The following is a 20,505-nucleotide window of genomic DNA, read 5'->3' as shown; positions in this document are numbered from 1 at the left end:
CGGCCCCGCTCATGACAACTCCGCAACGGAGCGATCCCATGAAAGATTTGGTGAAAGTCCTCAAGTCACAGGCGCAATCTGACGAGTTCGACGCGATCAAGATCACGCTCGCGTCGCCGGAAATGATTCGCTCCTGGTCATACGGCGAAGTCAAGAAGCCGGAGACCATCAACTACCGTACGTTCAAACCGGAACGTGACGGGCTGTTCTGCGCCAAGATCTTCGGGCCGGTCAAGGATTACGAGTGCTTGTGCGGCAAGTACAAGCGCATGAAGCATCGCGGCATCATCTGCGAGAAGTGCGGCGTCGAAGTGACCAAGGCGGCGGTTCGTCGCGAGCGCATGGGTCACATCGAGCTGGCCTCGCCGGTCGCCCACATCTGGTTTCTGAAGTCGCTGCCTTCCCGCATCGGCATGTTCCTGGACATGACGCTGCGCGACATCGAGCGCGTGCTCTACTTCGAATCGTTCGTCGTGATCGATCCGGGCATGACCACCCTCGAGCGTGGCCAGTTGCTCAACGACGAGCAGTATTTCGAGGCGCTGGAAGAGTTCGGTGACGACTTCGACGCGCGCATGGGCGCCGAGGCGATCCAGGCGCTGCTGAAGGACATCGATCTGGAAGAAGAGATCGATCGCCTGCGCGAAGAGATCCCGCAGACCAACTCCGAGACCAAGATCAAGAAGCTTTCCAAGCGCCTCAAGCTGCTGGAAGCCTTCTACAAGTCCGGCAACGCGCCGGCCTGGATGGTCATGGAAGTGCTGCCGGTACTGCCGCCGGATCTGCGTCCGCTGGTGCCGCTGGACGGTGGCCGCTTCGCGACCTCTGATCTCAACGATCTGTACCGCCGCGTCATCAACCGCAACAACCGCCTCAAGCGTCTGCTCGACCTCAATGCGCCGGACATCATCGTGCGCAACGAGAAGCGCATGCTGCAGGAATCGGTCGATGCGCTGCTCGACAACGGTCGTCGTGGTCGCGCCATCACCGGTTCCAACAAGCGTCCGTTGAAGTCGCTGGCCGACATGATCAAGGGCAAGCAGGGACGTTTCCGTCAGAACCTGCTGGGCAAGCGTGTCGATTACTCCGGCCGTTCGGTCATCACCGTCGGTCCGACGCTGCGTCTGCACCAGTGCGGTCTGCCGAAGAAGATGGCGCTCGAGCTGTTCAAGCCGTTCATCTACTCCAAGCTGCAGGGCAGCGGTCAGGCGTCCACGATCAAGGCCGCCAAGAAGATGGTCGAGCGTGAACTGCCGGAAGTGTGGGACATCCTCGCCGATGTCATCCGCGAGCATCCGGTCCTGCTCAACCGCGCGCCGACGCTGCACCGCCTGGGTATTCAGGCATTCGAGCCGCTGCTGATCGAAGGCAAGGCGATCCAGCTCCACCCGCTGGTGTGTGCCGCCTACAACGCCGACTTCGACGGTGACCAGATGGCCGTCCACGTGCCGCTGACGCTGGAGTCCCAGCTCGAAGCGCGTGCGCTGATGATGTCGACCAACAACGTGCTGTCGCCCGCCAACGGCGAGCCGATCATCGTGCCGTCTCAGGACGTCGTGCTGGGTCTCTATTACATGACCCGCGAGCGCATCAACGCCAAGGGCGAAGGCAAGGCGTTCGCCAACCTCAACGAGCTGGATCGCGCCTTTGCGACTCAGAACGTGTCGTTGCACGCTCGGGTCAAGGTGCGCCTGACCGAGTGGCTGTCCGACGAGAAGGATGGCGAGGTGACCGAACTGACCGAGACGACCTCGATCAAGGACACCACCGTCGGCCGTGCGCTGCTGTTCCGGATTCTGCCCAAGGGCATGCCGTTCGAGCTCGTCGATCGCCCGATGAAGAAGAAGGCGATCTCCGGCCTGATCAACGAGGTCTACCGTCGTACTGGCCTGAAGGATGCGGTCATTTTCGCCGACCAGCTGATGTACACCGGTTTCCGTCTGGCGACATGGTCCGGTGCCTCGATCGGCGTCAACGACTTCGTCATCCCGGACGCGAAGGCGGAGATCGTCGATGCGGCCGAGGAAGAGGTCAAGGAAATCGAAGACCAGTTCTCCTCCGGTCTGGTGACCGCGGGCGAGAAGTACAACAAGGTCATCGGTATCTGGTCCAAGGCCAACGACAAGGTGGCCAAGGCGATGATGGCGGGTATCTCGAAAGAGACCGTGACCGATCGCGACGGCAACGAAGTCGAGCAGGACTCGTTCAACAGCGTCTTCATCATGGCGGACTCCGGCGCCCGTGGTAGTGCGGCCCAGATTCGTCAGTTGGCGGGTATGCGCGGCCTGATGGCCAAGCCGGACGGCTCGATCATCGAAACGCCGATCACCGCCAACTTCCGTGAAGGTCTGAACGTACTGCAGTACTTCATCTCGACCCACGGCGCTCGTAAGGGTCTGGCGGATACGGCACTCAAGACGGCCAACTCCGGTTACCTGACACGCCGTCTCGTCGATGTTGCCCAGGATCTGGTCATCACCGAAGAGGACTGCGGTACCCAGGAAGGGCTGACGTTGCACCCGGTGATCGAGGGCGGTGACGTCATCGTCTCTCTGGCGCAGCGCGTACTCGGCCGCGTCGTGGCGCAGGACGTCATCGATCCTCAGACCGAAGACGTGCTGATCGCCCGCGGCACCCTGCTGGACGAAGCCTGGTGCGAAGAGCTCGATACCATGGGTGTCGACGAGATCATCGTGCGCAGCCCGATCAGCTGTGAAACCGCTCACGGCGTCTGTTCGGCCTGCTATGGTCGCGACCTGGCTCGCGGCCACCAGGCCAACATCGGCGAAGCGGTCGGCGTCATCGCGGCACAGTCCATCGGCGAGCCCGGCACGCAGCTGACCATGCGTACGTTCCACATCGGTGGTGCGGCATCCCGTGCCTCGGCAGTGGATAGCGTGCAGGTCAAGCACGGCGGCAGCGTGCGCCTGCACAACATCAAGTCGGTCGAGCGTGCCGACGGCAAGCTGATCGTGGTTTCTCGCTCCAGTGCCCTGGCCGTCGCCGACGATCATGGTCGTGAGCGCGAATACTACAAGCTGCCCTACGGTGCCGAGCTCTCCGTCAAGGATGGCGATCACGTCGAGGGTGGTCAGATCGTGGCGAAGTGGGATCCGCACACGCACCCGGTCGTTGCCGAAGTTCAGGGCAAGGCGCAGTTCACGGACATGACCGAAGGTCTGACCATGACGCGCACCGTCGATGAGATGACGGGTCTGTCGAACATCGAGGTGATCGAATCGGCCGCTCGCCCGGCATCTGGTCGCGACAAGCGCCCGATGATCATGCTGGTCGGCGAAGACGGTCAGCACGTGACGCTGCCGGGCTCCAACACGCCGGTACAGTATCTGCTGCCGGGCCGCGCCATCGTCTCTGTCGAGAATGGTGCCGAGATCGGCGTCGGTGAGGTCATTGCCCGTATCCCGCTGGAGGCGTCCGGCAACAAGGACATCACCGGGGGTCTGCCGCGCGTCGCTGACCTGTTCGAGGCGCGCAAGCCGAAGGAGCCGTCCATCCTGGCCGAGATCAGCGGTACGATCAGCTTCGGCAAGGAGACCAAGGGCAAGCGTCGTCTGACGATCACGCCGGAAGAGGGCGATCCGTTGGAGATGCTGATCCCGAAGTGGCGTCAGATCGGTGTGTTCGAGGGCGAAACGGTCGAGAAGGGCGAGGTCATCTCCGACGGCCCGAGCAACCCGCACGATATCCTGCGGCTGCTGGGCGTGGCGGAACTGGCCAAGTACATCACCGTCGAGATCCAGGACGTCTATCGTCTGCAGGGCGTCAGCATCAACGACAAGCACATCGAAGTCATCGTGCGTCAGATGCTGCGCAAGGTCGAGATTACCGACGCCGGCGACTCGACGTTCATTCCGGGCGATCAGGTCGAACTGGTTCGGGTGCTCGAAGAAAATGCCCGTCTCGAGCAGGAAGAGAAGTTCCCGGCCAAGTACGAGCGTCTGCTGCTGGGTATCACCAAGGCATCGTTGGCGACCGAGTCGTTCATCTCCGCGGCTTCGTTCCAGGAGACGACTCGCGTGCTGACAGAAGCCGCCGTGACCGGCAAGCGCGACTATCTGCGCGGTCTGAAAGAAAACGTGGTGGTGGGTCGTCTGATCCCGGCCGGGACCGGCCTTGCCCACCATGACGAGCGGCGTCGCAAGCGCGAGGAATCCGAGCGCACGCTGCAGCCGTCGGCGTTCGATGTCGAGCAGGAGCTGGGCGCCCAGCTCACCGCGCTCGATGCCGATGACGACGATCTCTAAGTCGCGATTCCCTGGCCACCTGCCTCTCGGGGCGGGTGGTCTTGACGGGTCTCACGACAACTGATTAGAATGCGCAGCCTTTATGTTGGGGTGGTGCAACCAATCCATGCACAATGCTCCCGGCATAAGGCAAGGCAACCCATTGGAGTCAGCTAAACACTATGGCAACGATTAACCAGCTCGTGCGCAAGCCGCGCAAGCGCCCTGTCGCTACCAGCGACGTGCCGGCGCTGCAGGCTTGTCCGCAACGCCGTGGGGTCTGCACCCGCGTCTACACGACTACGCCCAAGAAGCCGAACTCGGCTCTGCGTAAGGTGTGCCGCGTGCGCCTGACCAACGGCTATGAAGTCAGTTCCTACATCGGCGGTGAAGGTCACAACCTGCAGGAGCACTCCGTGGTCCTGATCCGTGGCGGCCGAGTCAAGGATTTGCCGGGTGTGCGTTATCACACCGTTCGTGGCGCCCTTGATACCTCCGGTGTCCAGAATCGTAAGCAGGGCCGTTCCAAGTACGGTACCAAGCGTCCCAAGTCCTGATCTCGGTCGCTTTTCATCATCCATTAACGGTCCGATAAGAGTAAGGTCGGCTCTTTTCGCTCACTAGCGAAAAGCGATGCCGGGTTTACCTGAACGACCCTTAACTAGAGGGCTTATCATGCCAAGAAGAAGAGTCGCCGCTAAGCGCGAGATCCTTCCCGATCCCAAGTTCGGAAGTGAGCGCCTGGCCAAGTTCATGAACCATCTGATGGTCAGCGGCAAGAAGTCCATAGCTGAGCGCATCGTCTACGGTGCGTTGGACAGGGTTGCCGAGCGTAACAACGAGGCGCCGCTGGACGTCTTTGATAAAGCGCTGGAAGCCATCCAGCCGATGGTCGAGGTCAAGTCCCGCCGTGTTGGTGGCGCGACTTATCAGGTCCCGGTCGAAGTTCGCCCGTCGCGTCGCCAGGCGCTTGCCATGCGCTGGCTGGTCGACGCTGCGCGCGGTCGCGGGGAAAAGACCATGGTGCAACGTCTCGCCGGCGAAATGCTGGATGCCGCCGAAGGCAAGGGCGCTGCTGTGAAGAAGCGTGAAGACGTGCACCGCATGGCAGATGCCAACAAGGCCTTCTCTCACTACCGCTTCTAAACAACGGGGACTTCCATCGTGGCACGAAAGACACCACTCAAGCGTTATCGCAATATCGGTATCGTTGCCCACGTCGACGCTGGTAAGACGACCACTACCGAGCGTGTCCTGTTCTACACCGGCCTTTCCCACAAGGTGGGCGAGGTTCATGAGGGCGCTGCCGTCATGGACTGGATGGAGCAGGAGCAGGAGCGTGGCATCACGATCACCTCTGCTGCGACCACCTGCTTCTGGCAGGGCATGAACAAGCAGTTCGACGAACACCGTATCAACATCATCGATACGCCGGGACACGTCGATTTCACTATCGAAGTCGAGCGTTCCTTGCGCGTTCTGGATGGCGCCGTTGTCGTACTGTGCGGTTCTTCCGGCGTTCAGCCGCAGACCGAAACCGTCTGGCGTCAGGCCAACAAGTACGAAGTTCCGCGCATGGTGTTCGTCAACAAGATGGACCGTGCCGGCGCTGATTACTACATGGTGCTGGACCAGCTGAAGAATCGCCTGGGCGCCAACGTCGTTCCGATCCAGATCAACTGGGGTGCGGAAGACGACTTCAAGGGCGTGGTCGATCTCATTCAGATGAAGGCCATTCTGTGGGACGAAGACAACTTCGGCATGAACTACGACCTGGTCGATATCCCGGCCGATCTGCAGGAAACCGCCGAAAAGTATCGTGAGCAGATGGTCGAGGCTGCCGCCGAAGCCAACGAAGAACTCATGGACAAGTACCTCGAAGAAGGCGACCTGTCCGTCGAGGAGATCAAGGCTGGCCTGCGTGCGCGCACTCTGGCCAACGAGATCGTTCTCGTCACCTGTGGCTCCGCGTTCAAGAACAAGGGCGTTCAGGCCGTTCTGGATGGCGTCATCGAGTACCTGCCGTCGCCGACCGAAGTCAAGGCGATCGAAGGTGAGCTCGACGACAAGGACGGCACCATCGCGACGCGTGAAGCCGACGACAATGCACCGTTTGCGGCGCTGGCGTTCAAGATCGCGACCGACCCGTTCGTCGGTACGCTGACCTTCATGCGCGTCTACTCGGGCGTTCTGAAGTCTGGCGACAGCGTCTTCAACTCCGTGAAGTCGAAGAAAGAGCGCGTCGGTCGTATCGTTCAGATGCACGCCAACTCGCGCGAAGAGATCAAAGAGGTCTACGCTGGCGATATCGCAGCGTGCATCGGTCTCAAGGACGTCACGACAGGCGACACGCTGTGTGATCTGAACGACAAGATCATCCTGGAGCGTATGGAGTTTCCGGAGCCGGTCATCTCCGTCGCCGTCGAGCCGAAGTCCAAGCCCGACCAGGAGAAGATGGGCGTCGCCCTCGGCAAGCTGGCGCAGGAAGATCCGTCTTTCCGCGTGCAGACCGACGAAGAGACTGGCCAGACCATCATCTCGGGCATGGGCGAGTTGCACCTCGACATCATCGTCGATCGCATGCGTCGCGAGTTCAAGGTCGAGGCCAACATCGGCAAGCCGCAGGTTGCCTACCGCGAGACCATCCGTCAGTCGGTGGAACAGGAAGGCAAGTTCGTTCGTCAGTCTGGTGGTCGCGGCCAGTACGGTCATGTCTGGTTGCGCATCGAGCCGCTGACGGCCGAAGACAAGGGCGAGGACGAGGAGATGACCTTCAAGTTCGCGTCCGAGATCGTCGGTGGTGTCGTACCGAAAGAGTACGTGCCGGCCGTCGAAAAAGGGGCTTACGAACAGCTCAAGAACGGCGTCATCGCGGGTTACCCGATGATCGACGTCAAGGTCACGCTGTTCGACGGTTCCTACCACGACGTGGACTCCAACGAGACTGCGTTCAAGGTTGCCTCTTCCATGGCGATCAAAGAAGGTGCTCGTAAGGCTAAGGCCGTGTTGCTCGAGCCGGTGATGAAGGTCGAAGTCGTGACGCCCGAAGATTTCATGGGTGATGTCATGGGCGACCTCAACCGCCGTCGTGGCCTTGTGCAGGGCATGGATGACTCGTCTTCTGGCAAGGTCATTCGCGCCACGGTTCCGTTGGCTGAGATGTTCGGTTATGCAACCGATCTGCGTTCTCAGACCCAGGGACGCGCAAGCTACACCATGGAGTTTGCGAATTACGAAGAGGCGCCATCCAGCGTCGTTGATGCCGTCATCAATCAGAACGGTTAACCGTTAGCTAACGTAAAGAGGTTATAGCAGTGGCTAAGGAAAAATTTGAACGCTCCAAACCGCACGTCAACGTCGGCACCATCGGTCACGTCGACCACGGTAAAACGACTCTGACGGCAGCGCTGACTCGTGTTTCCGCCGAAGTCTTCGGTGGCGAATGGCGTCAGTTCGACACCATCGACAACGCGCCGGAAGAGCGCGAGCGCGGTATCACCATCGCGACCGCTCACGTCGAGTACCAGTCCGAAGTTCGCCATTACGCGCACGTCGACTGCCCGGGACACGCTGACTACGTCAAGAACATGATCACCGGTGCTGCCCAGATGGACGGCGCGATCCTGGTCTGTTCCGCTGCCGACGGCCCGATGCCGCAGACTCGCGAGCACATCCTGCTGTCTCGCCAGGTTGGCGTTCCGTACATTGTCGTGTTCCTGAACAAGGCCGACATGGTCGACGACGAAGAGCTGCTCGAGCTGGTCGAGATGGAAGTTCGCGAACTGCTGAGCGAGTACGACTTCCCGGGTGACGACACTCCGATCATCATCGGTTCTGCACTGATGGCGCTGGAAGGCAAGGATGACAACGGCATGGGTACTACCGCCGTCGCCAACCTGATCAAGTCTCTGGACGAGTACATTCCGGAGCCGGAGCGTGCCATCGACCAGCCGTTCCTGATGCCGATCGAAGACGTGTTCTCCATCTCTGGTCGCGGTACCGTCGTGACGGGTCGTGTCGAGCGCGGCATCGTCAAGACTGGCGACGAAGTCGAAATCGTCGGTATCCACGACACCACCAAGACGACCGTTACTGGCGTCGAGATGTTCCGCAAGCTGCTCGACGAAGGTCGTGCTGGCGAGAACGTCGGTGCGCTGCTGCGTGGTACCAAGCGTGATGACGTCGAGCGTGGTCAGGTTCTGGCCAAGCCGGGTACGATCAAGCCGCACACCAAGTTCGAAGCCGAAGTCTACGTGCTGTCCAAGGAAGAAGGTGGTCGTCACACGCCGTTCTTCAAGGGCTATCGTCCGCAGTTCTACTTCCGTACCACTGACGTCACCGGTACTTGTGAACTGCCGGAAGGTGTCGAGATGGTCATGCCGGGCGACAACGTCCAGATGGTCGTGACCCTGATCGCCCCGATCGCCATGGAAGACGGCCTGCGCTTCGCTATCCGCGAAGGTGGTCGTACCGTTGGCGCCGGCGTGGTTGCCAAGATCATCGAGTAAGCTTTTTCGATGATTGCCAAAGAAGGGGCGCTTGCGCGCCCCTTTTTCTGTGTGGATTTGATAGTCCCGATAGACGGTGTGTTTGACTCTCAATCGGGGCTCTCCTATAATGCGCGTCCTTTGAACGCGTGGGTCGACGGCTCGCGCCGTCAGCATCCAGTGGAGCATAAGGTAAATGCAGAACCAGAAGATTCGCATTCGGCTGAAAGCGTTTGACCATCGGCTGATCGATCAGTCGGCTCAGGAGATCGTGGATACAGCCAAGCGCACTGGCGCTCAGGTGCGTGGTCCGATCCCGCTGCCGACCAACCGCGAGCGTTACACCATCCTGATTTCACCGCACGTCAACAAGGACGCGCGCGATCAGTATGAGATTCGCACGCACAAGCGCGTTCTCGACATCGTCGAGCCGACGGAAAAGACCGTCGATGCGCTGATGAAGCTCGATCTTGCCGCTGGCGTAGACGTGCAGATTAAACTCGACTGAAACTAACACTAGACACTAGCGGACGTTGAGTTCACCAGCTTCCGCCGCGTCGTGAGACGCCACACAATGTGCTAGTGGAATGCTCTGGAAAGGGCAGCCATAGCGGGTGATAGCCCCGTACACTAAAGGAGACTGAACATGACTATCGGTTTGGTCGGTAAGAAGGCGGGCATGACCCGTGTCTTTACCGAAGATGGCGCATCCGTGCCCGTAACCGTTATCGAGGTTGAGCCTAACCGTATCGCTGGCGTCAAGACCGTTGAGTCTGACGGCTACCGCGCGGTGCAGGTTACAACTGGCTCCCGCAAAGCCAAGCACCTCTCCAAGGCGATTGCTGGTCAATACGCCAAGGCAGGTGTCGAGGCAGGCCGTTCCCTGATGGAGTTCCGTCTGACAGAAGACGATGAGACTCCGGAAGTGGGCGGTTCCTTCACCGTATCCCTCTTTGAAGCTGGTCAGAAAGTCGATGTGACCGGTACCTCCAAGGGTAAAGGCTTCCAAGGCGCCGTTAAGCGCTGGAATTTCCGTACCCAGGATAATACCCACGGTAACTCGCTGTCTCACCGTGCGCCGGGTTCCATCGGTCAATGCCAGACTCCGGGTCGCGTTTTCAAGGGCAAGAAAATGGCCGGTCAGCTGGGTAACGAGCGTGTCACTGTCCAGACGCTGGAAGTGGTACGTGTCGATGCCGAGCGCAATCTGCTGTTGATCAAGGGCGCCGTGCCCGGTGCACCCGGCAGTGATGTCGTTGTGCGCAGTGCCGTGAAAGCTCGCTGAGGGGACTGAGACCGATGAATCTGAATCTCGTAGGTGCCGCAGGCACCGTCGAAGTGTCCGAAGAGACCTTTGGCAAAGACTTCAACGAAGCGCTGGTCCACCAGGTCGTTACCGCTTATCTGGCGGCGGGCCGTCAGGGTACCCGCGCTCAGAAGAACCGCTCCGATGTCCGTGGTGGCGGCAAGAAGCCGTGGCGTCAGAAGGGTACTGGTCGTGCACGTGCCGGCACCATTCGTTCGCCGCTGTGGCGTAGTGGTGGCGTAACGTTTGCCGCTCGTCCGCAGGACTACACGCAGAAGGTCAACCGCAAGATGTATCGTGCGGCCATGCGTTCGATCCTGTCCGAGCTGGTTCGCCAGGAACGTCTGGTACTGGTCGAGGAGTTCGTCGTCGAAACCTCCAAGACCAAGCAGCTGGTCGGCAAGCTCAAGGAGCTGGAGCTCGAGAAAGTGCTGATCGTCACCGAAGAAATCGACGAGAAGCTCTATCTGGCAGCGCGCAACATCCCCAACGTCGATGTCGTCGACGCTGCGGCCGCTGATCCGGTCAGTCTGGTCGCCTTCGACAAGGTGCTGATGACCGTCTCCGCTCTGCGTAAATTCGAGGAGAAGCTGGGATGAACCAGGAACGCGTATACAAGGTTCTGCTCGGACCTCACATGACCGAGAAGGCCGCTCTCGCCGCTGAGAACAATCAGTACGTGTTCAAAGTGGCCCAGGACGCGACCAAGCCCGAGATCAAGAAGGCAGTTGAAGCGCTTTTCGGCAAGAAGGTTGCCGGCGTTCAGGTGCTCAACGTCAAGGGCAAGACCAAACGCACTCGCTTCGGTATTGGTCTGCGCAAGGGTTACCGCAAGGCGTACGTGACCCTGGCTGCGGGCGAAACGCTCGAAGACTTCTCTGGCGCCGAGTAAGGCAGGAGTACGGATCATGGCAGTAGTCAAGACAAAACCCACGTCCGCCGGTCGTCGTCACCTCGTCAAGGTCGTCAACGACGAGCTCTACAAGGGCCGCGCCTATGGTGCGCTTGTCGAGAAGCAGTCGAAGTCGGGCGGGCGTAACAACAATGGCCGTATCACCACGCGTCACGTGGGTGGTGGTCATCGTCAGCATTATCGTTTGATCGATTTCAAGCGCATCAAGGATGGCGTCAAGGCCACCGTCGAGCGTATCGAATACGATCCGAACCGTAGCGCCAACATCGCGCTGCTGAAGTACATGGACGGCGAGCGTCGTTACATCATCGCGCCCAAGGCCCTCAAGGTCGGCGACGTGGTGGAGTCCGGTGTCAACGCCGCCATCAAGCGCGGAAACGCGCTGCCGCTGCGCAACATTCCGGTCGGTTCCACGGTGCATTGCATCGAGCTGAAGCCGGGCAAGGGTGCGCAGATTGCCCGTAGTGCCGGTGCCAGCGCTCAGCTGGTTGCACGTGAAGGCAACTACGCGACTCTGCGTCTGCGTTCTGGCGAGATGCGCCGCGTACTGTCCGAGTGCCGCGCTACATTGGGCGAAGTGGGCAACTCCGAGCACAGCCTGCGTCAATTGGGCAAGGCCGGTGCGAAACGTTGGAGAGGGGTGCGCCCGACTGTTCGCGGTGTCGCAATGAACCCGGTGGACCACCCGCACGGTGGCGGTGAAGGCCGCACCAGTGGCGGTCGTCATCCGGTCAGCCCGTGGGGGATTCCCACCAAGGGCCACAAGACCCGCAAGAACAAGCGTACCGACAAGCTCATCGTTCGTCGCCGCAAGTCCAAGTAACAGACATTAAGAGGTAACGGCTGTGCCACGTTCACTGAAGAAAGGTCCTTTTATCGACCTTCATCTGTTGAAGAAGGTCGAAGTCGCAACGGAAAAGAACGATCGCAAACCGATCAAGACCTGGTCGCGTCGTTCGATGATCCTGCCCAACATGGTCGGGCTCACCATTGCGGTACATAACGGTCGCCAGCATGTCCCGGTGCATGTCTCCGAGGAAATGGTCGGCCACAAGTTGGGCGAGTTCGCTGCCACCCGCACCTATCGCGGTCACGCAGCGGACAAGAAAGCCAAACGGTAAGCCAAGAGGAATAAGAGATGGAAGTCGCTGCTAAGTTGCGTGGCGCGAGCTTATCCGCCCAGAAGGCCCGTTTGGTGGCTGACCAGGTGCGCGGTAAGCCGGTCGCCGAAGCGCTCGACGTGCTGACCTTCTCACCGAAGAAGGCCGCCAAGCTGGTCAAGAAGGTGCTGCAGTCCGCGATCGCCAATGCGGAAGAAAACAACGGCATGGACATCGACGAGCTGCGTGTCTCGACCATCTGTGTCGATGAGGGCATGACGCTCAAGCGCATTCAACCGCGCGCCAAAGGCCGTGCGGATCGCATTCTGAAGCGCACCTGCCACATCACCGTCAAGGTAGCCGAGAAGTAGGAGTCGACCAGATGGGTCAGAAAGTCAATCCAGTCGGTATCCGACTGGGCATCGTCAAGGATCACACCTCGGTCTGGTATGCCGAGCGTGGAGCCTATGCCGACAAGCTGAACAGCGATCTGGAAGTGCGTAGCTATCTCGAGGAGCGTCTGAAGAACGCTTCCGTGAGCCGCATTACCATCGAGCGTCCGGCCAACAACGCCCGTATCACCATTCACACTGCCCGTCCGGGTATCGTGATTGGCAAGAAGGGCGAGGACGTCGATCGTCTGCGTCAGGATGTCACCCGCATGATGGGTGTGCCGGTGCATGTCAACATCGAAGAAGTCCGCAAGCCGGAACTCGATGCCGCTCTGGTCGCGCAGAACATCGCCGGTCAGCTCGAGCGTCGCGTGATGTTCCGTCGCGCCATGAAGCGTGCCGTCCAGAACGCCATGCGTCTGGGCGCCGGCGGCATCAAGGTGCAGCTCTCCGGTCGTCTGGGTGGTGCCGAGATCGCACGTACCGAGTGGTATCGCGAAGGCCGCGTGCCGCTTCATACACTGCGTGCCGATATCGATTACGCCACCTATGAAGCCCACACCACCTACGGCGTCATCGGCGTCAAGGTCTGGGTCTTCAAGGGCGAAATCCTCGGGGGCATCGAAGAGGTGCGTGCCAAGCAGAAGCAGCAGGCTCAGGCACCCGCACCGAAGAAGAAAGGTTCCAGGTAAGGGGAGACTGATCGATGTTGCAACCCAAGCGTACAAAGTTCCGCAAGGTGCAGAAAGGTCGTAACCGCGGCCTGGCGCATCGCGGCAGCAAGGTGAGCTTCGGGGACTTCGGTCTCAAAGCTACCGATCGCGGCCGTATCACCGCACGTCAGATCGAAGCGGGTCGTCGTGCCATTACCCGTCACGTCAAGCGTGGTGGCAAGATCTGGATCCGTGTATTCCCGGACAAGCCGATTACCAACAAGCCTCTCGAGGTTCGTATGGGTAAGGGTAAGGGTTCCGTCGAGTACTGGGTCGCTCAGATTCAGCCGGGCAGAGTACTTTACGAAATCGAGGGCGTCTCCGAAGAGCTGGCGCGTGAAGCCTTCTCTCTGGCAGCCCAGAAAATGCCCATCTCCACCACCTTTGTGAAACGGACGGTGATGTGATGAAAGCCAACGAAATGCGTGAAAAGTCAGTCGATGCGCTGCAGGAGCAGCTCTTCGAACTGCTCCGTGAGCAGTTCAATCTGCGCATGCAGAAGGCCACCGGCCAGCTGAGCCAGACGCATCTGCTCAAGCAGGTGCGTCGCGACATCGCTCGCGTCAAGACTGTGCTCAACCAGAAGGCAGGTGACCAATAATGGCTGAAGCAAGCAAAGCACGTACGCTCACCGGCAGGGTGGTGAGCGACAAGATGGAAAAATCGATTGTCGTATTGATCGAGCGCCGCGAGCGCCATCCGATCTACGGCAAGTACATGAAGCGCTCCACCAAGCTGCACGCCCACGACGAGTCGAATCAGGCCAAGGCCGGCGATCTGGTATCCATTCAGGAATGCCGCCCGCTGTCCAAGAAGAAGGCCTGGACGTTGGTCGAGGTGGTCGAGCAGGCCAAGGGCTGAGCCCGACAGGCGCCTTCTGAACCAGTGCAGTCAGATTAGGTTTGGAGAAAACCAATGATTCAGACGCAGACAATGCTGGATGTCGCGGATAACAGCGGCGCGCGCCGGGTGCAGTGCATCAAGGTGCTGGGTGGTTCACACCGCCGTTACGCTCGCGTTGGCGACATCATCAAAGTGACGGTCAAAGAAGCCATCCCGCGGGGCAAGGTCAAGAAAGGCCAGGTCCTCAAGGCGGTGGTCGTGCGTACGCGTAGCGGTGTCCGTCGTAACGACGGTTCGCTGATCCGCTTCGACGGAAATGCGGCAGTTCTGTTGAATAACGCCAACGAACAGCCGATCGGCACCCGTATCTTCGGACCGGTAACTCGTGAACTTCGTAACGAGAAATTCATGAAGATCATTTCCTTGGCGCCCGAAGTGCTGTAAGGAGCGAGGCGGATATGCACAAGATCAAACGTGACGACGAAGTCATCGTCATCGCCGGCAAGGACAAGGGCAAGCGTGGCACGATCAAGCGCGTCCTCGACAACGACCGTTATGTCGTTTCGGGCGTGAACATGATCAAGCGCCATACCAAGCCCAATCCTATGGTTGGCAACCCGGGGGGTATCGTCGAGCGTGAGGCTCCGATCCATGCGTCCAACGTAGCCATCTTCAATGCGGAGACCGGCAAGGCGGATCGCGTCGGCTTCCAGCTACAGGAAGACGGTACCAAGGTACGTATCTACAAGTCGACGCAGAAGCAGATCGACGCCTAACGCGAGTCGGGTAGCAAAATGGCGAACTTGAAAGAACGTTATCAAAACGAGGTCATGGCTCAGCTCAAAGAGCAGTTCAGCTATGCCAACGTTATGCAGGTGCCCCGGATCACCAAGGTGACGCTGAACATGGGCATCGGCGAAGCGACCAGCGATAAAAAGCTGATCGACAACGCCATCGGCGACCTGGAGAAGCTCTCCGGTCAGAAGCCGGTGGTAACCAAGGCGCGCAAGTCCATCGCTGGCTTCAAGGTCCGCGAAGGCTGGCCGATCGGCGTCAAGGTGACGCTGCGCCGCGAAAGGATGTGGGAATTCCTGGACCGCCTGGTCAACATCGCGATTCCTCGCGTGCGTGACTTCCGCGGCCTGAACCCGAAATCCTTCGATGGCCGTGGCAACTACTCCATGGGCGTACGTGAGCAGATCATCTTTCCGGAGATCGAGTATGATAAGATCGACCGGATCCGGGGTCTGGATGTCACCATCACGACCAGCGCCATCACCGACGAAGAAGGTCGTGCGCTTCTCAGCGCGCTGAACTTCCCGTTCAAGCAATAAGGGTGGATTCATGGCAAAGAAAAGCATGATTGAGCGTGAGCTCAAGCGCGCAAAGCTGGTCGACAAATACGCCGCCAAGCGTGCCGCGCTCAAAGCCGTCATTTATGACGTCAACGCTTCTGACGAAGAGCGCTTCGACGCTCAGCTGAAGCTGCAGCAGTTGCCGCGTGACTCCAGTCAGGTCCGTCAGCGCAACCGCTGCCGCATTACCGGTCGTCCGCACGGTTACTACAACAAGTTCGGACTGGCCCGTAACAAGCTGCGCGAAGCTGCCATGCGTGGCGATGTCCCTGGGCTGAAGAAGTCCAGCTGGTAAGCCACGTCGAGGAATTCAGGAGCGCAATGTAATGAGCATGCAAGATACTCTAGCGGATATGTTTACCCGTATTCGCAATGCGCAGATGGCCACCAAGGAGACGGTTACCATGCCGTCTTCCAAGCTCAAGGTTGAAGTGGCCCGCGTACTCAAGCAGGAAGGCTATATTACCGACGTATCGGTCACCGAAGGCGCCAAGCCCGAGCTGACCGTGACCCTCAAGTACTTCGAGGGCAAGCCGGTTATCGAGCACCTCCAGCGTATGTCCAAGCCGTCACTGCGGATCTACAAGGGCAAGAGCGAATTGCCCAAGGTCGCGGACGGTCTGGGTGTGGCGATCGTTACCACCTCTCAAGGTGTCATGACCGATCGTGCCGCACGCCAGGCGGGTGTCGGTGGTGAAGTCATCTGCACCGTATTCTAGGAGTGAGTAATGTCTCGCGTAGCCAAGTATCCGGTTAAACTGCCCAGCGGCGTCGAAGTGAAATTCGACGGCGACCAGCTGTCCGTCAAGGGTAGCCAGGGCACGCTTGAACTGACCGTGCATCCCGACGTGAAGATCACTCAGGAAGACGGCCAGCTGGTTTTCGCCCCGAGCGAAACGGCGAAAACATGGGCCATGGTTGGTACGACTCGTGCCTTGGTCCAGAACATGGTCACCGGCGCTTCCGAGGGTTTCACTCGGTCGCTGGAAATCAATGGCGTCGGCTATCGTGCCCAGGCTAGTGGCAAGACGCTGAACCTAACACTCGGTTTCTCACACCCGATCGACTACACGCTGCCCGAAGGTGTCACGGCGGAAACGCCCAAGAACACCGTGATCGTGCTGAAAAGCGCGGACAAGCAGAAGCTCGGTCAGGTGGCAGCGGAAATTCGCGCGTTCCGTCCGCCGGAGCCCTACAAGGGCAAAGGGGTTCGGTACAGTGACGAACGTGTCCGCCGCAAAGAAGCCAAGAAGAAGTAAGGCAGGGTTATGAACGCGAAGAAAGAATCTCGTCTCCGTCGTGCCCGCCGCGCCCGTGCCAAGATCCGCGATTTGGGTGTGTTTCGCCTGTGCGTCAACCGCACCCCGCGACACATCTATGCGCAGATCATCTCGCCGGACGGCGGCAAGGTCCTGGCCAGCGCTTCCACGCTGGACAAGAGCCTGCGCGAAGGTGCCACGGGCAACGCTGACGCGGCTGCCAAGGTGGGTGCTCTGATTGCCGAGCGCGCCAAGGATGCCGGCATCTCTCAGGTCGCCTTTGACCGCGCTGGGTTCCAGTACCACGGGCGTGTCAAGGCATTGGCTGATGCCGCACGCGAAGGCGGTCTGCAATTCTAAAGGGTTTAACGATGGCGAATAACGAACAGAAGGGCGGAGATCTGCAAGAGAAGTTGGTGCAGGTCAACCGCGTCGCCAAGGTGGTCAAGGGTGGCCGTATCTTCGGCTTCACCGCGCTGACCGTCGTTGGCGATGGCAACGGCCGGGTCGGCTTCGGTCGCGGCAAGGCACGTGAAGTGCCGGTCGCGATCCAGAAAGCCATGGACCAGGCTCGCCGCAACATGGTCAAGGTCAGCCTCAGCGGCAGCACGCTGCAGTACCCGGTACGCGCCCGTCATGGCGCGTCCAAGGTCTTCATGCAGCCGGCTTCCGAAGGTACCGGCATCATCGCCGGTGGCGCCATGCGCTCCGTGCTGGAACTGGCCGGTGTACATGACGTTCTGGCCAAGTGCTACGGTTCCACCAACCCGGTGAACGTGGTTCGCGCCACGATCAAGGGTCTTGAATCCATGCAATCTCCGGAAGACATCGCCGCCAAGCGTGGCCTGTCTGTCGAAGAGCTGGCGGGGTAAGCGACCATGGCACAGACGATCAAAATCACTCAGACCCGCAGCACCATCGGTGTCCTGAAGAAGCACAAGGCGACAATGACCGGTCTCGGTCTGCGTCGGATCGGGCATTCGGTCGAGCTGGAAGACACCCCCGCCGTTCGCGGCATGATCAACAAGGTCAACTACCTTGTTCGAATCGAGGGAGAGTAATCCATGAAACTCAATAGCTTAAGCCCGGCTCCGGGCTCCAAGCACGCCGAAAAGCGTGTCGGGCGCGGCATCGGCTCCGGTCTGGGCAAGACCGGTGGTCGTGGTCACAAGGGCTTGAAGTCTCGCTCTGGTGGTTCGGTCAAGCCGGGCTTCGAGGGTGGTCAGATGCCCTTGCAGCGCCGTCTGCCGAAGTTCGGTTTCACCTCGGCCAAGTCGCTGGTGTCCGAAGAAGTCCGCCTGGCCGAGCTGGCCAAGGTCGAGGGCGATGTCGCCGATCTCGCTAGCCTGAAGAAAGCCAACGTACTCAAGAATGCTACCGAGTACGCCAAGGTCGTTTTGTCCGGCGAGCTGAGCAAGGCGGTTACCGTGCGTGGCCTCAAGGTCACCAAAGGTGCGCGTGCTGCGATCGAAGCGGCCGGTGGCAAAGTAGAGGACTAAATGGCTAAGTCAGGAAACATGCCGGCGAACATGGGTAGTGGTCTCAGCGAGCTGTGGGCACGCCTGCGTTTCGTCTTCATCGCGATCGTGGTGTACCGCATCGGTGCCCACATCCCCGTCCCCGGCATCGATCCTGACCAGCTGGCTGCCCTGTTTCGGGAGAACCAGGGCACCATCCTGGGCATGTTCAACATGTTCTCGGGGGGTGCGCTGCAGCGCATGAGTATCTTCGCGCTGGGGATCATGCCGTATATCTCCGCGTCGATCATCATGCAGCTTCTGACCGCGGTATCGCCTCAGCTCGAAGCGCTGAAGAAGGAAGGCGAAGCCGGGCGCCGCAAGATCAACCAGTACACACGCTACGGCACGGTGTTGCTGGCGCTGATCCAGGCGACGGGCATGTCAGTTGGTCTGGTCAGTCAGGGCGTGGCCTATTCGGGCGACATCAGCTTCTACTTCACGGCAGTCGTGACGTTCGTGGCCGGTGCCGTATTCCTGATGTGGCTGGGCGAGCAGATTACCGAAAAGGGAATCGGCAACGGTATTTCGCTGATCATCTTCTCCGGTATCGTAGCGGGTTTGCCGAGCGCGATTGGTCAATCTTTCGAGCTGGCTCGTAACGATGGGGCCTGGAATGTGCTCCCGTTGCTCGCGCTATCGATTCTCGGGATTGCGACAGTCGCCTTCGTGGTATTCATCGAACGCGGCCAGCGTCGCATCACGGTGAACTATCCGCGTCGCCAGGTAGGCAACAAGATGTATGCCGGCCAGAGCAGCTATCTGCCGCTCAAGGTCAACATGGCAGGTGTCATTCCGCCGATCTTCGCCTCCAGCATCCTGCTGTTTCCCGGCTCTATCGGGCAGTGGTTGGGTCAGGGCGACGGATTCGAGTGGCTGCAGGTGGCTTCGCAGCAGCTCGCTCCCGGTGCGCCGCTGTACATCATTCTGTTCGCCGCGGCGGTGCTGTTCTTCTGCTTCTTCTACACGGCGTTGGTGTTCAATCCCAAGGATGTCGCCGACAACCTGAAGAAGTCCGGCGCTTTCCTGCCGGGCATTCGTCCGGGAGAGCAGACGGCTCGCTACGTCGACAAGGTGATGACGCGTCTGACGCTGTTCGGGGCGCTCTACATCACACTGGTCTCGTTGATGCCGCAGTTCCTGGTGGTGGCCTGGCAGGTGCCGTTCTACTTCGGGGGTACCTCGCTGCTGATCGTGGTCGTGGTAATCATGGACTTCATGGCCCAGGTTCAGTCTCATCTGATGTCTCACCAGTATGAGTCAGTGATGAAGAAATCGAACCTGAAGGGCTACGGTAGCGGCGGCCTGACGCGCTGAGCCTCCGCGAGAGAGCATTTGGAGAGAACGATGAAAGTTCGAGCTTCTGTAAAGAAAATGTGCCGTAACTGCAAGATCATTCGGCGCAACGGCGCGGTTCGTGTTATCTGCACGGAACCTCGCCACAAGCAGCGCCAGGGTTGATTCTACCCCGAAGCTGCGAGTAAAAGCGGGCCGTGGCATATCCCTTGCCTCGAGAGAGGTTAGGGGGTATGCTATTGCGCCCTTTGTGGACGACTAACGAGCAAGCCGCTCAACATTCGGAGTAAGCTGATGGCCCGTATTGCAGGCGTCAATATCCCGGACAACAAGCATGCGGCGATCTCGCTGACCTACATCTACGGGATTGGCCGCACGCGTGCACAGAGTATCTGTGCTGCTGCCGGCATCGCACCGACCACCAAGGTTCAGGATCTGTCTGGCGAAGAGCTCGACGTTCTGCGTACCGAAGTGGGCAAGTACACCGTAGAAGGCGACCTTCGCCGTGACGTGACGCTGAACATCAAGCGTCTCATGGACTTGGGTTGTTACCGTGGTCTGCGCCATCGTCGTGGTCTACCGCTGCGTGGTCAGCGTACCAAGACCAATGCGCGTACCCGTAAGGGACCGCGTAAACCGATTCGTAAGTAATTAACGTTCCGGCGTTTAAGATCAGGATACATCAACATGGCTAACCCGCGTAGTAACCGTAAAAAGGTTAAAAAGCAGGTCGTGGATGCGGTAGCGCATATCCATGCCTCTTTTAACAATACGATCGTGACGATCACAGACCGCCAGGGCAATGCGCTTTCTTGGGCAACTGCCGGTGGTTCGGGTTTTCGTGGTTCTCGCAAGAGCACCCCGTTCGCAGCTCAAGTGGCGAGTGAACGTGCAGCGACTGCTGCAGCCGAGTATGGTGTGAAAAACGTCGACGTGCTGGTCAAGGGCCCAGGTCCTGGCCGTGAGTCTGCCGTGCGCGCGCTCAATGCCGCCGGCTTCCGTGTACAGAGCATTACTGACGCGACGCCGATTCCGCACAACGGATGCCGTCCGCCGAAGAAACGCCGCGTTTAAGGAGAC

At 59.6% G+C, this 20,505-nt stretch carries 30 protein-coding genes; all 30 read left to right on the top strand.

Annotated features, from left to right (window positions below; translation table 11 throughout):
- The first annotated feature begins 38 nt into the window (after window positions 1-38).
- The 30 genes from rpoC to rpsK all read left to right on the top strand — a co-directional run bounded on the left by rpoC (window position 39) and on the right by rpsK (window position 20,499).
- Complete coding sequence (rpoC, locus tag DOM32_RS13755) at window positions 39-4,265, top strand: DNA-directed RNA polymerase subunit beta' (protein WP_110635369.1); 4,227 nt, start codon at window positions 39-41, stop codon at window positions 4,263-4,265.
- A gap of 161 nt (window positions 4,266-4,426) precedes the next feature.
- Window positions 4,427-4,801, top strand: coding sequence for a 30S ribosomal protein S12 (gene rpsL, locus DOM32_RS13750; RefSeq protein ID WP_071230702.1), 375 nt, complete (start codon window positions 4,427-4,429; stop codon window positions 4,799-4,801).
- Window positions 4,802-4,919: 118 nt separating this feature from the next.
- Window positions 4,920-5,390: a 30S ribosomal protein S7 gene (rpsG, locus tag DOM32_RS13745; protein WP_071230703.1), complete on the top strand. Its 471-nt coding sequence runs from the start codon at window positions 4,920-4,922 to the stop codon at window positions 5,388-5,390.
- 18 nt (window positions 5,391-5,408) lie between these two features.
- Entirely contained in the window at window positions 5,409-7,529 is a 2,121-nt protein-coding gene (gene fusA / locus DOM32_RS13740; RefSeq protein ID WP_071230704.1) for an elongation factor G, read from the top strand.
- Between the two features lie 29 nt (window positions 7,530-7,558).
- The gene (tuf, locus tag DOM32_RS13735; protein WP_071230705.1) at window positions 7,559-8,752 is read left to right on the top strand and encodes an elongation factor Tu; all 1,194 of its coding nucleotides are present in this window, start codon (window positions 7,559-7,561) and stop codon (window positions 8,750-8,752) included.
- A gap of 175 nt (window positions 8,753-8,927) precedes the next feature.
- Window positions 8,928-9,239 (top strand): 30S ribosomal protein S10, encoded by a 312-nt coding sequence (gene rpsJ / locus DOM32_RS13730; RefSeq protein WP_035470365.1) that lies wholly within the window; start codon window positions 8,928-8,930, stop codon window positions 9,237-9,239.
- Window positions 9,240-9,377: 138 nt separating this feature from the next.
- Window positions 9,378-10,016, top strand: coding sequence for a 50S ribosomal protein L3 (gene rplC / locus DOM32_RS13725; protein WP_071230706.1), 639 nt, complete (start codon window positions 9,378-9,380; stop codon window positions 10,014-10,016).
- 14 nt (window positions 10,017-10,030) lie between these two features.
- Window positions 10,031-10,636 carry a 50S ribosomal protein L4 gene (rplD, locus tag DOM32_RS13720; protein ID WP_071230707.1) on the top strand — a complete coding sequence of 202 codons (606 nt, stop codon included), beginning with the start codon at window positions 10,031-10,033 and terminating at the stop codon, window positions 10,634-10,636.
- Window positions 10,633-10,929: a 50S ribosomal protein L23 gene (gene rplW, locus DOM32_RS13715; protein ID WP_071230708.1), complete on the top strand. Its 297-nt coding sequence runs from the start codon at window positions 10,633-10,635 to the stop codon at window positions 10,927-10,929. The genes rplD and rplW overlap by 4 nt, the downstream gene beginning before the upstream one ends.
- 16 nt (window positions 10,930-10,945) lie before the next feature.
- Window positions 10,946-11,773, top strand: coding sequence for a 50S ribosomal protein L2 (rplB, locus tag DOM32_RS13710; protein ID WP_071230709.1), 828 nt, complete (start codon window positions 10,946-10,948; stop codon window positions 11,771-11,773).
- Window positions 11,774-11,795: 22 nt separating this feature from the next.
- Window positions 11,796-12,071 (top strand): 30S ribosomal protein S19, encoded by a 276-nt coding sequence (gene rpsS, locus DOM32_RS13705; RefSeq protein ID WP_071230710.1) that lies wholly within the window; start codon window positions 11,796-11,798, stop codon window positions 12,069-12,071.
- 17 nt (window positions 12,072-12,088) lie between these two features.
- Entirely contained in the window at window positions 12,089-12,421 is a 333-nt protein-coding gene (gene rplV / locus DOM32_RS13700; protein WP_035470378.1) for a 50S ribosomal protein L22, read from the top strand.
- Window positions 12,422-12,432: 11 nt separating this feature from the next.
- Window positions 12,433-13,134, top strand: coding sequence for a 30S ribosomal protein S3 (gene rpsC / locus DOM32_RS13695; RefSeq protein ID WP_071230711.1), 702 nt, complete (start codon window positions 12,433-12,435; stop codon window positions 13,132-13,134).
- Window positions 13,135-13,148: 14 nt separating this feature from the next.
- On the top strand, window positions 13,149-13,562 hold the full coding sequence (gene rplP, locus DOM32_RS13690) for a 50S ribosomal protein L16 (protein ID WP_071230712.1): 414 nt from the start codon (window positions 13,149-13,151) through the stop codon (window positions 13,560-13,562).
- Complete coding sequence (rpmC, locus tag DOM32_RS13685) at window positions 13,562-13,756, top strand: 50S ribosomal protein L29 (RefSeq protein ID WP_071230713.1); 195 nt, start codon at window positions 13,562-13,564, stop codon at window positions 13,754-13,756. The genes rplP and rpmC overlap by 1 nt, the downstream gene beginning before the upstream one ends.
- Window positions 13,756-14,016 (top strand): 30S ribosomal protein S17, encoded by a 261-nt coding sequence (gene rpsQ / locus DOM32_RS13680; RefSeq protein WP_071230714.1) that lies wholly within the window; start codon window positions 13,756-13,758, stop codon window positions 14,014-14,016. Before rpmC ends, rpsQ begins: the two co-directional genes overlap by 1 nt.
- Before the next feature lie 54 nt (window positions 14,017-14,070).
- Entirely contained in the window at window positions 14,071-14,442 is a 372-nt protein-coding gene (rplN, locus tag DOM32_RS13675; RefSeq protein ID WP_071230715.1) for a 50S ribosomal protein L14, read from the top strand.
- Window positions 14,443-14,456: 14 nt separating this feature from the next.
- Window positions 14,457-14,774 (top strand): 50S ribosomal protein L24, encoded by a 318-nt coding sequence (rplX, locus tag DOM32_RS13670; protein ID WP_071230716.1) that lies wholly within the window; start codon window positions 14,457-14,459, stop codon window positions 14,772-14,774.
- An 18-nt stretch (window positions 14,775-14,792) separates the two neighbouring features.
- A complete protein-coding gene (rplE, locus tag DOM32_RS13665) occupies window positions 14,793-15,332 on the top strand; it encodes a 50S ribosomal protein L5 (protein ID WP_071230717.1) in 540 nt (179 codons plus the stop codon).
- A 10-nt stretch (window positions 15,333-15,342) separates the two neighbouring features.
- The gene (rpsN, locus tag DOM32_RS13660; RefSeq protein WP_071230718.1) at window positions 15,343-15,648 is read left to right on the top strand and encodes a 30S ribosomal protein S14; all 306 of its coding nucleotides are present in this window, start codon (window positions 15,343-15,345) and stop codon (window positions 15,646-15,648) included.
- A gap of 31 nt (window positions 15,649-15,679) precedes the next feature.
- The gene (gene rpsH / locus DOM32_RS13655) at window positions 15,680-16,072 is read left to right on the top strand and encodes a 30S ribosomal protein S8 (RefSeq protein WP_071230719.1); all 393 of its coding nucleotides are present in this window, start codon (window positions 15,680-15,682) and stop codon (window positions 16,070-16,072) included.
- A gap of 9 nt (window positions 16,073-16,081) precedes the next feature.
- Window positions 16,082-16,612 (top strand): 50S ribosomal protein L6, encoded by a 531-nt coding sequence (rplF, locus tag DOM32_RS13650; protein WP_071230720.1) that lies wholly within the window; start codon window positions 16,082-16,084, stop codon window positions 16,610-16,612.
- A gap of 9 nt (window positions 16,613-16,621) precedes the next feature.
- A complete protein-coding gene (rplR, locus tag DOM32_RS13645) occupies window positions 16,622-16,972 on the top strand; it encodes a 50S ribosomal protein L18 (RefSeq protein ID WP_071230721.1) in 351 nt (116 codons plus the stop codon).
- Window positions 16,973-16,983: 11 nt separating this feature from the next.
- Window positions 16,984-17,484 carry a 30S ribosomal protein S5 gene (rpsE, locus tag DOM32_RS13640; protein WP_071230722.1) on the top strand — a complete coding sequence of 167 codons (501 nt, stop codon included), beginning with the start codon at window positions 16,984-16,986 and terminating at the stop codon, window positions 17,482-17,484.
- 6 nt (window positions 17,485-17,490) lie between these two features.
- Window positions 17,491-17,673, top strand: a complete 183-nt coding sequence (gene rpmD / locus DOM32_RS13635; protein WP_071230723.1) for a 50S ribosomal protein L30 — start codon at window positions 17,491-17,493, stop codon at window positions 17,671-17,673.
- Between the two features lie 3 nt (window positions 17,674-17,676).
- Window positions 17,677-18,111, top strand: coding sequence for a 50S ribosomal protein L15 (gene rplO / locus DOM32_RS13630; RefSeq protein WP_071230724.1), 435 nt, complete (start codon window positions 17,677-17,679; stop codon window positions 18,109-18,111).
- The gene (gene secY, locus DOM32_RS13625) at window positions 18,112-19,446 is read left to right on the top strand and encodes a preprotein translocase subunit SecY (protein ID WP_071230725.1); all 1,335 of its coding nucleotides are present in this window, start codon (window positions 18,112-18,114) and stop codon (window positions 19,444-19,446) included. It abuts the gene before it with no gap.
- 30 nt (window positions 19,447-19,476) lie between these two features.
- Complete coding sequence (gene rpmJ, locus DOM32_RS13620) at window positions 19,477-19,590, top strand: 50S ribosomal protein L36 (protein WP_031384759.1); 114 nt, start codon at window positions 19,477-19,479, stop codon at window positions 19,588-19,590.
- Between the two features lie 129 nt (window positions 19,591-19,719).
- The gene (gene rpsM, locus DOM32_RS13615; RefSeq protein WP_071230726.1) at window positions 19,720-20,076 is read left to right on the top strand and encodes a 30S ribosomal protein S13; all 357 of its coding nucleotides are present in this window, start codon (window positions 19,720-19,722) and stop codon (window positions 20,074-20,076) included.
- Window positions 20,077-20,112: 36 nt separating this feature from the next.
- The gene (gene rpsK, locus DOM32_RS13610) at window positions 20,113-20,499 is read left to right on the top strand and encodes a 30S ribosomal protein S11 (RefSeq protein ID WP_009723883.1); all 387 of its coding nucleotides are present in this window, start codon (window positions 20,113-20,115) and stop codon (window positions 20,497-20,499) included.
- Window positions 20,500-20,505 lie beyond the last annotated feature (6 nt).

The sequence above is a fragment of the Salinicola salarius genome (genome assembly GCF_003206135.1).
Lineage (GTDB): Bacteria > Pseudomonadota > Gammaproteobacteria > Pseudomonadales > Halomonadaceae > Salinicola > Salinicola salarius.
The sequence above is the reverse complement of the archived record's forward strand: the minus strand, read 5'-3'. Positions and strand labels throughout refer to the sequence as shown.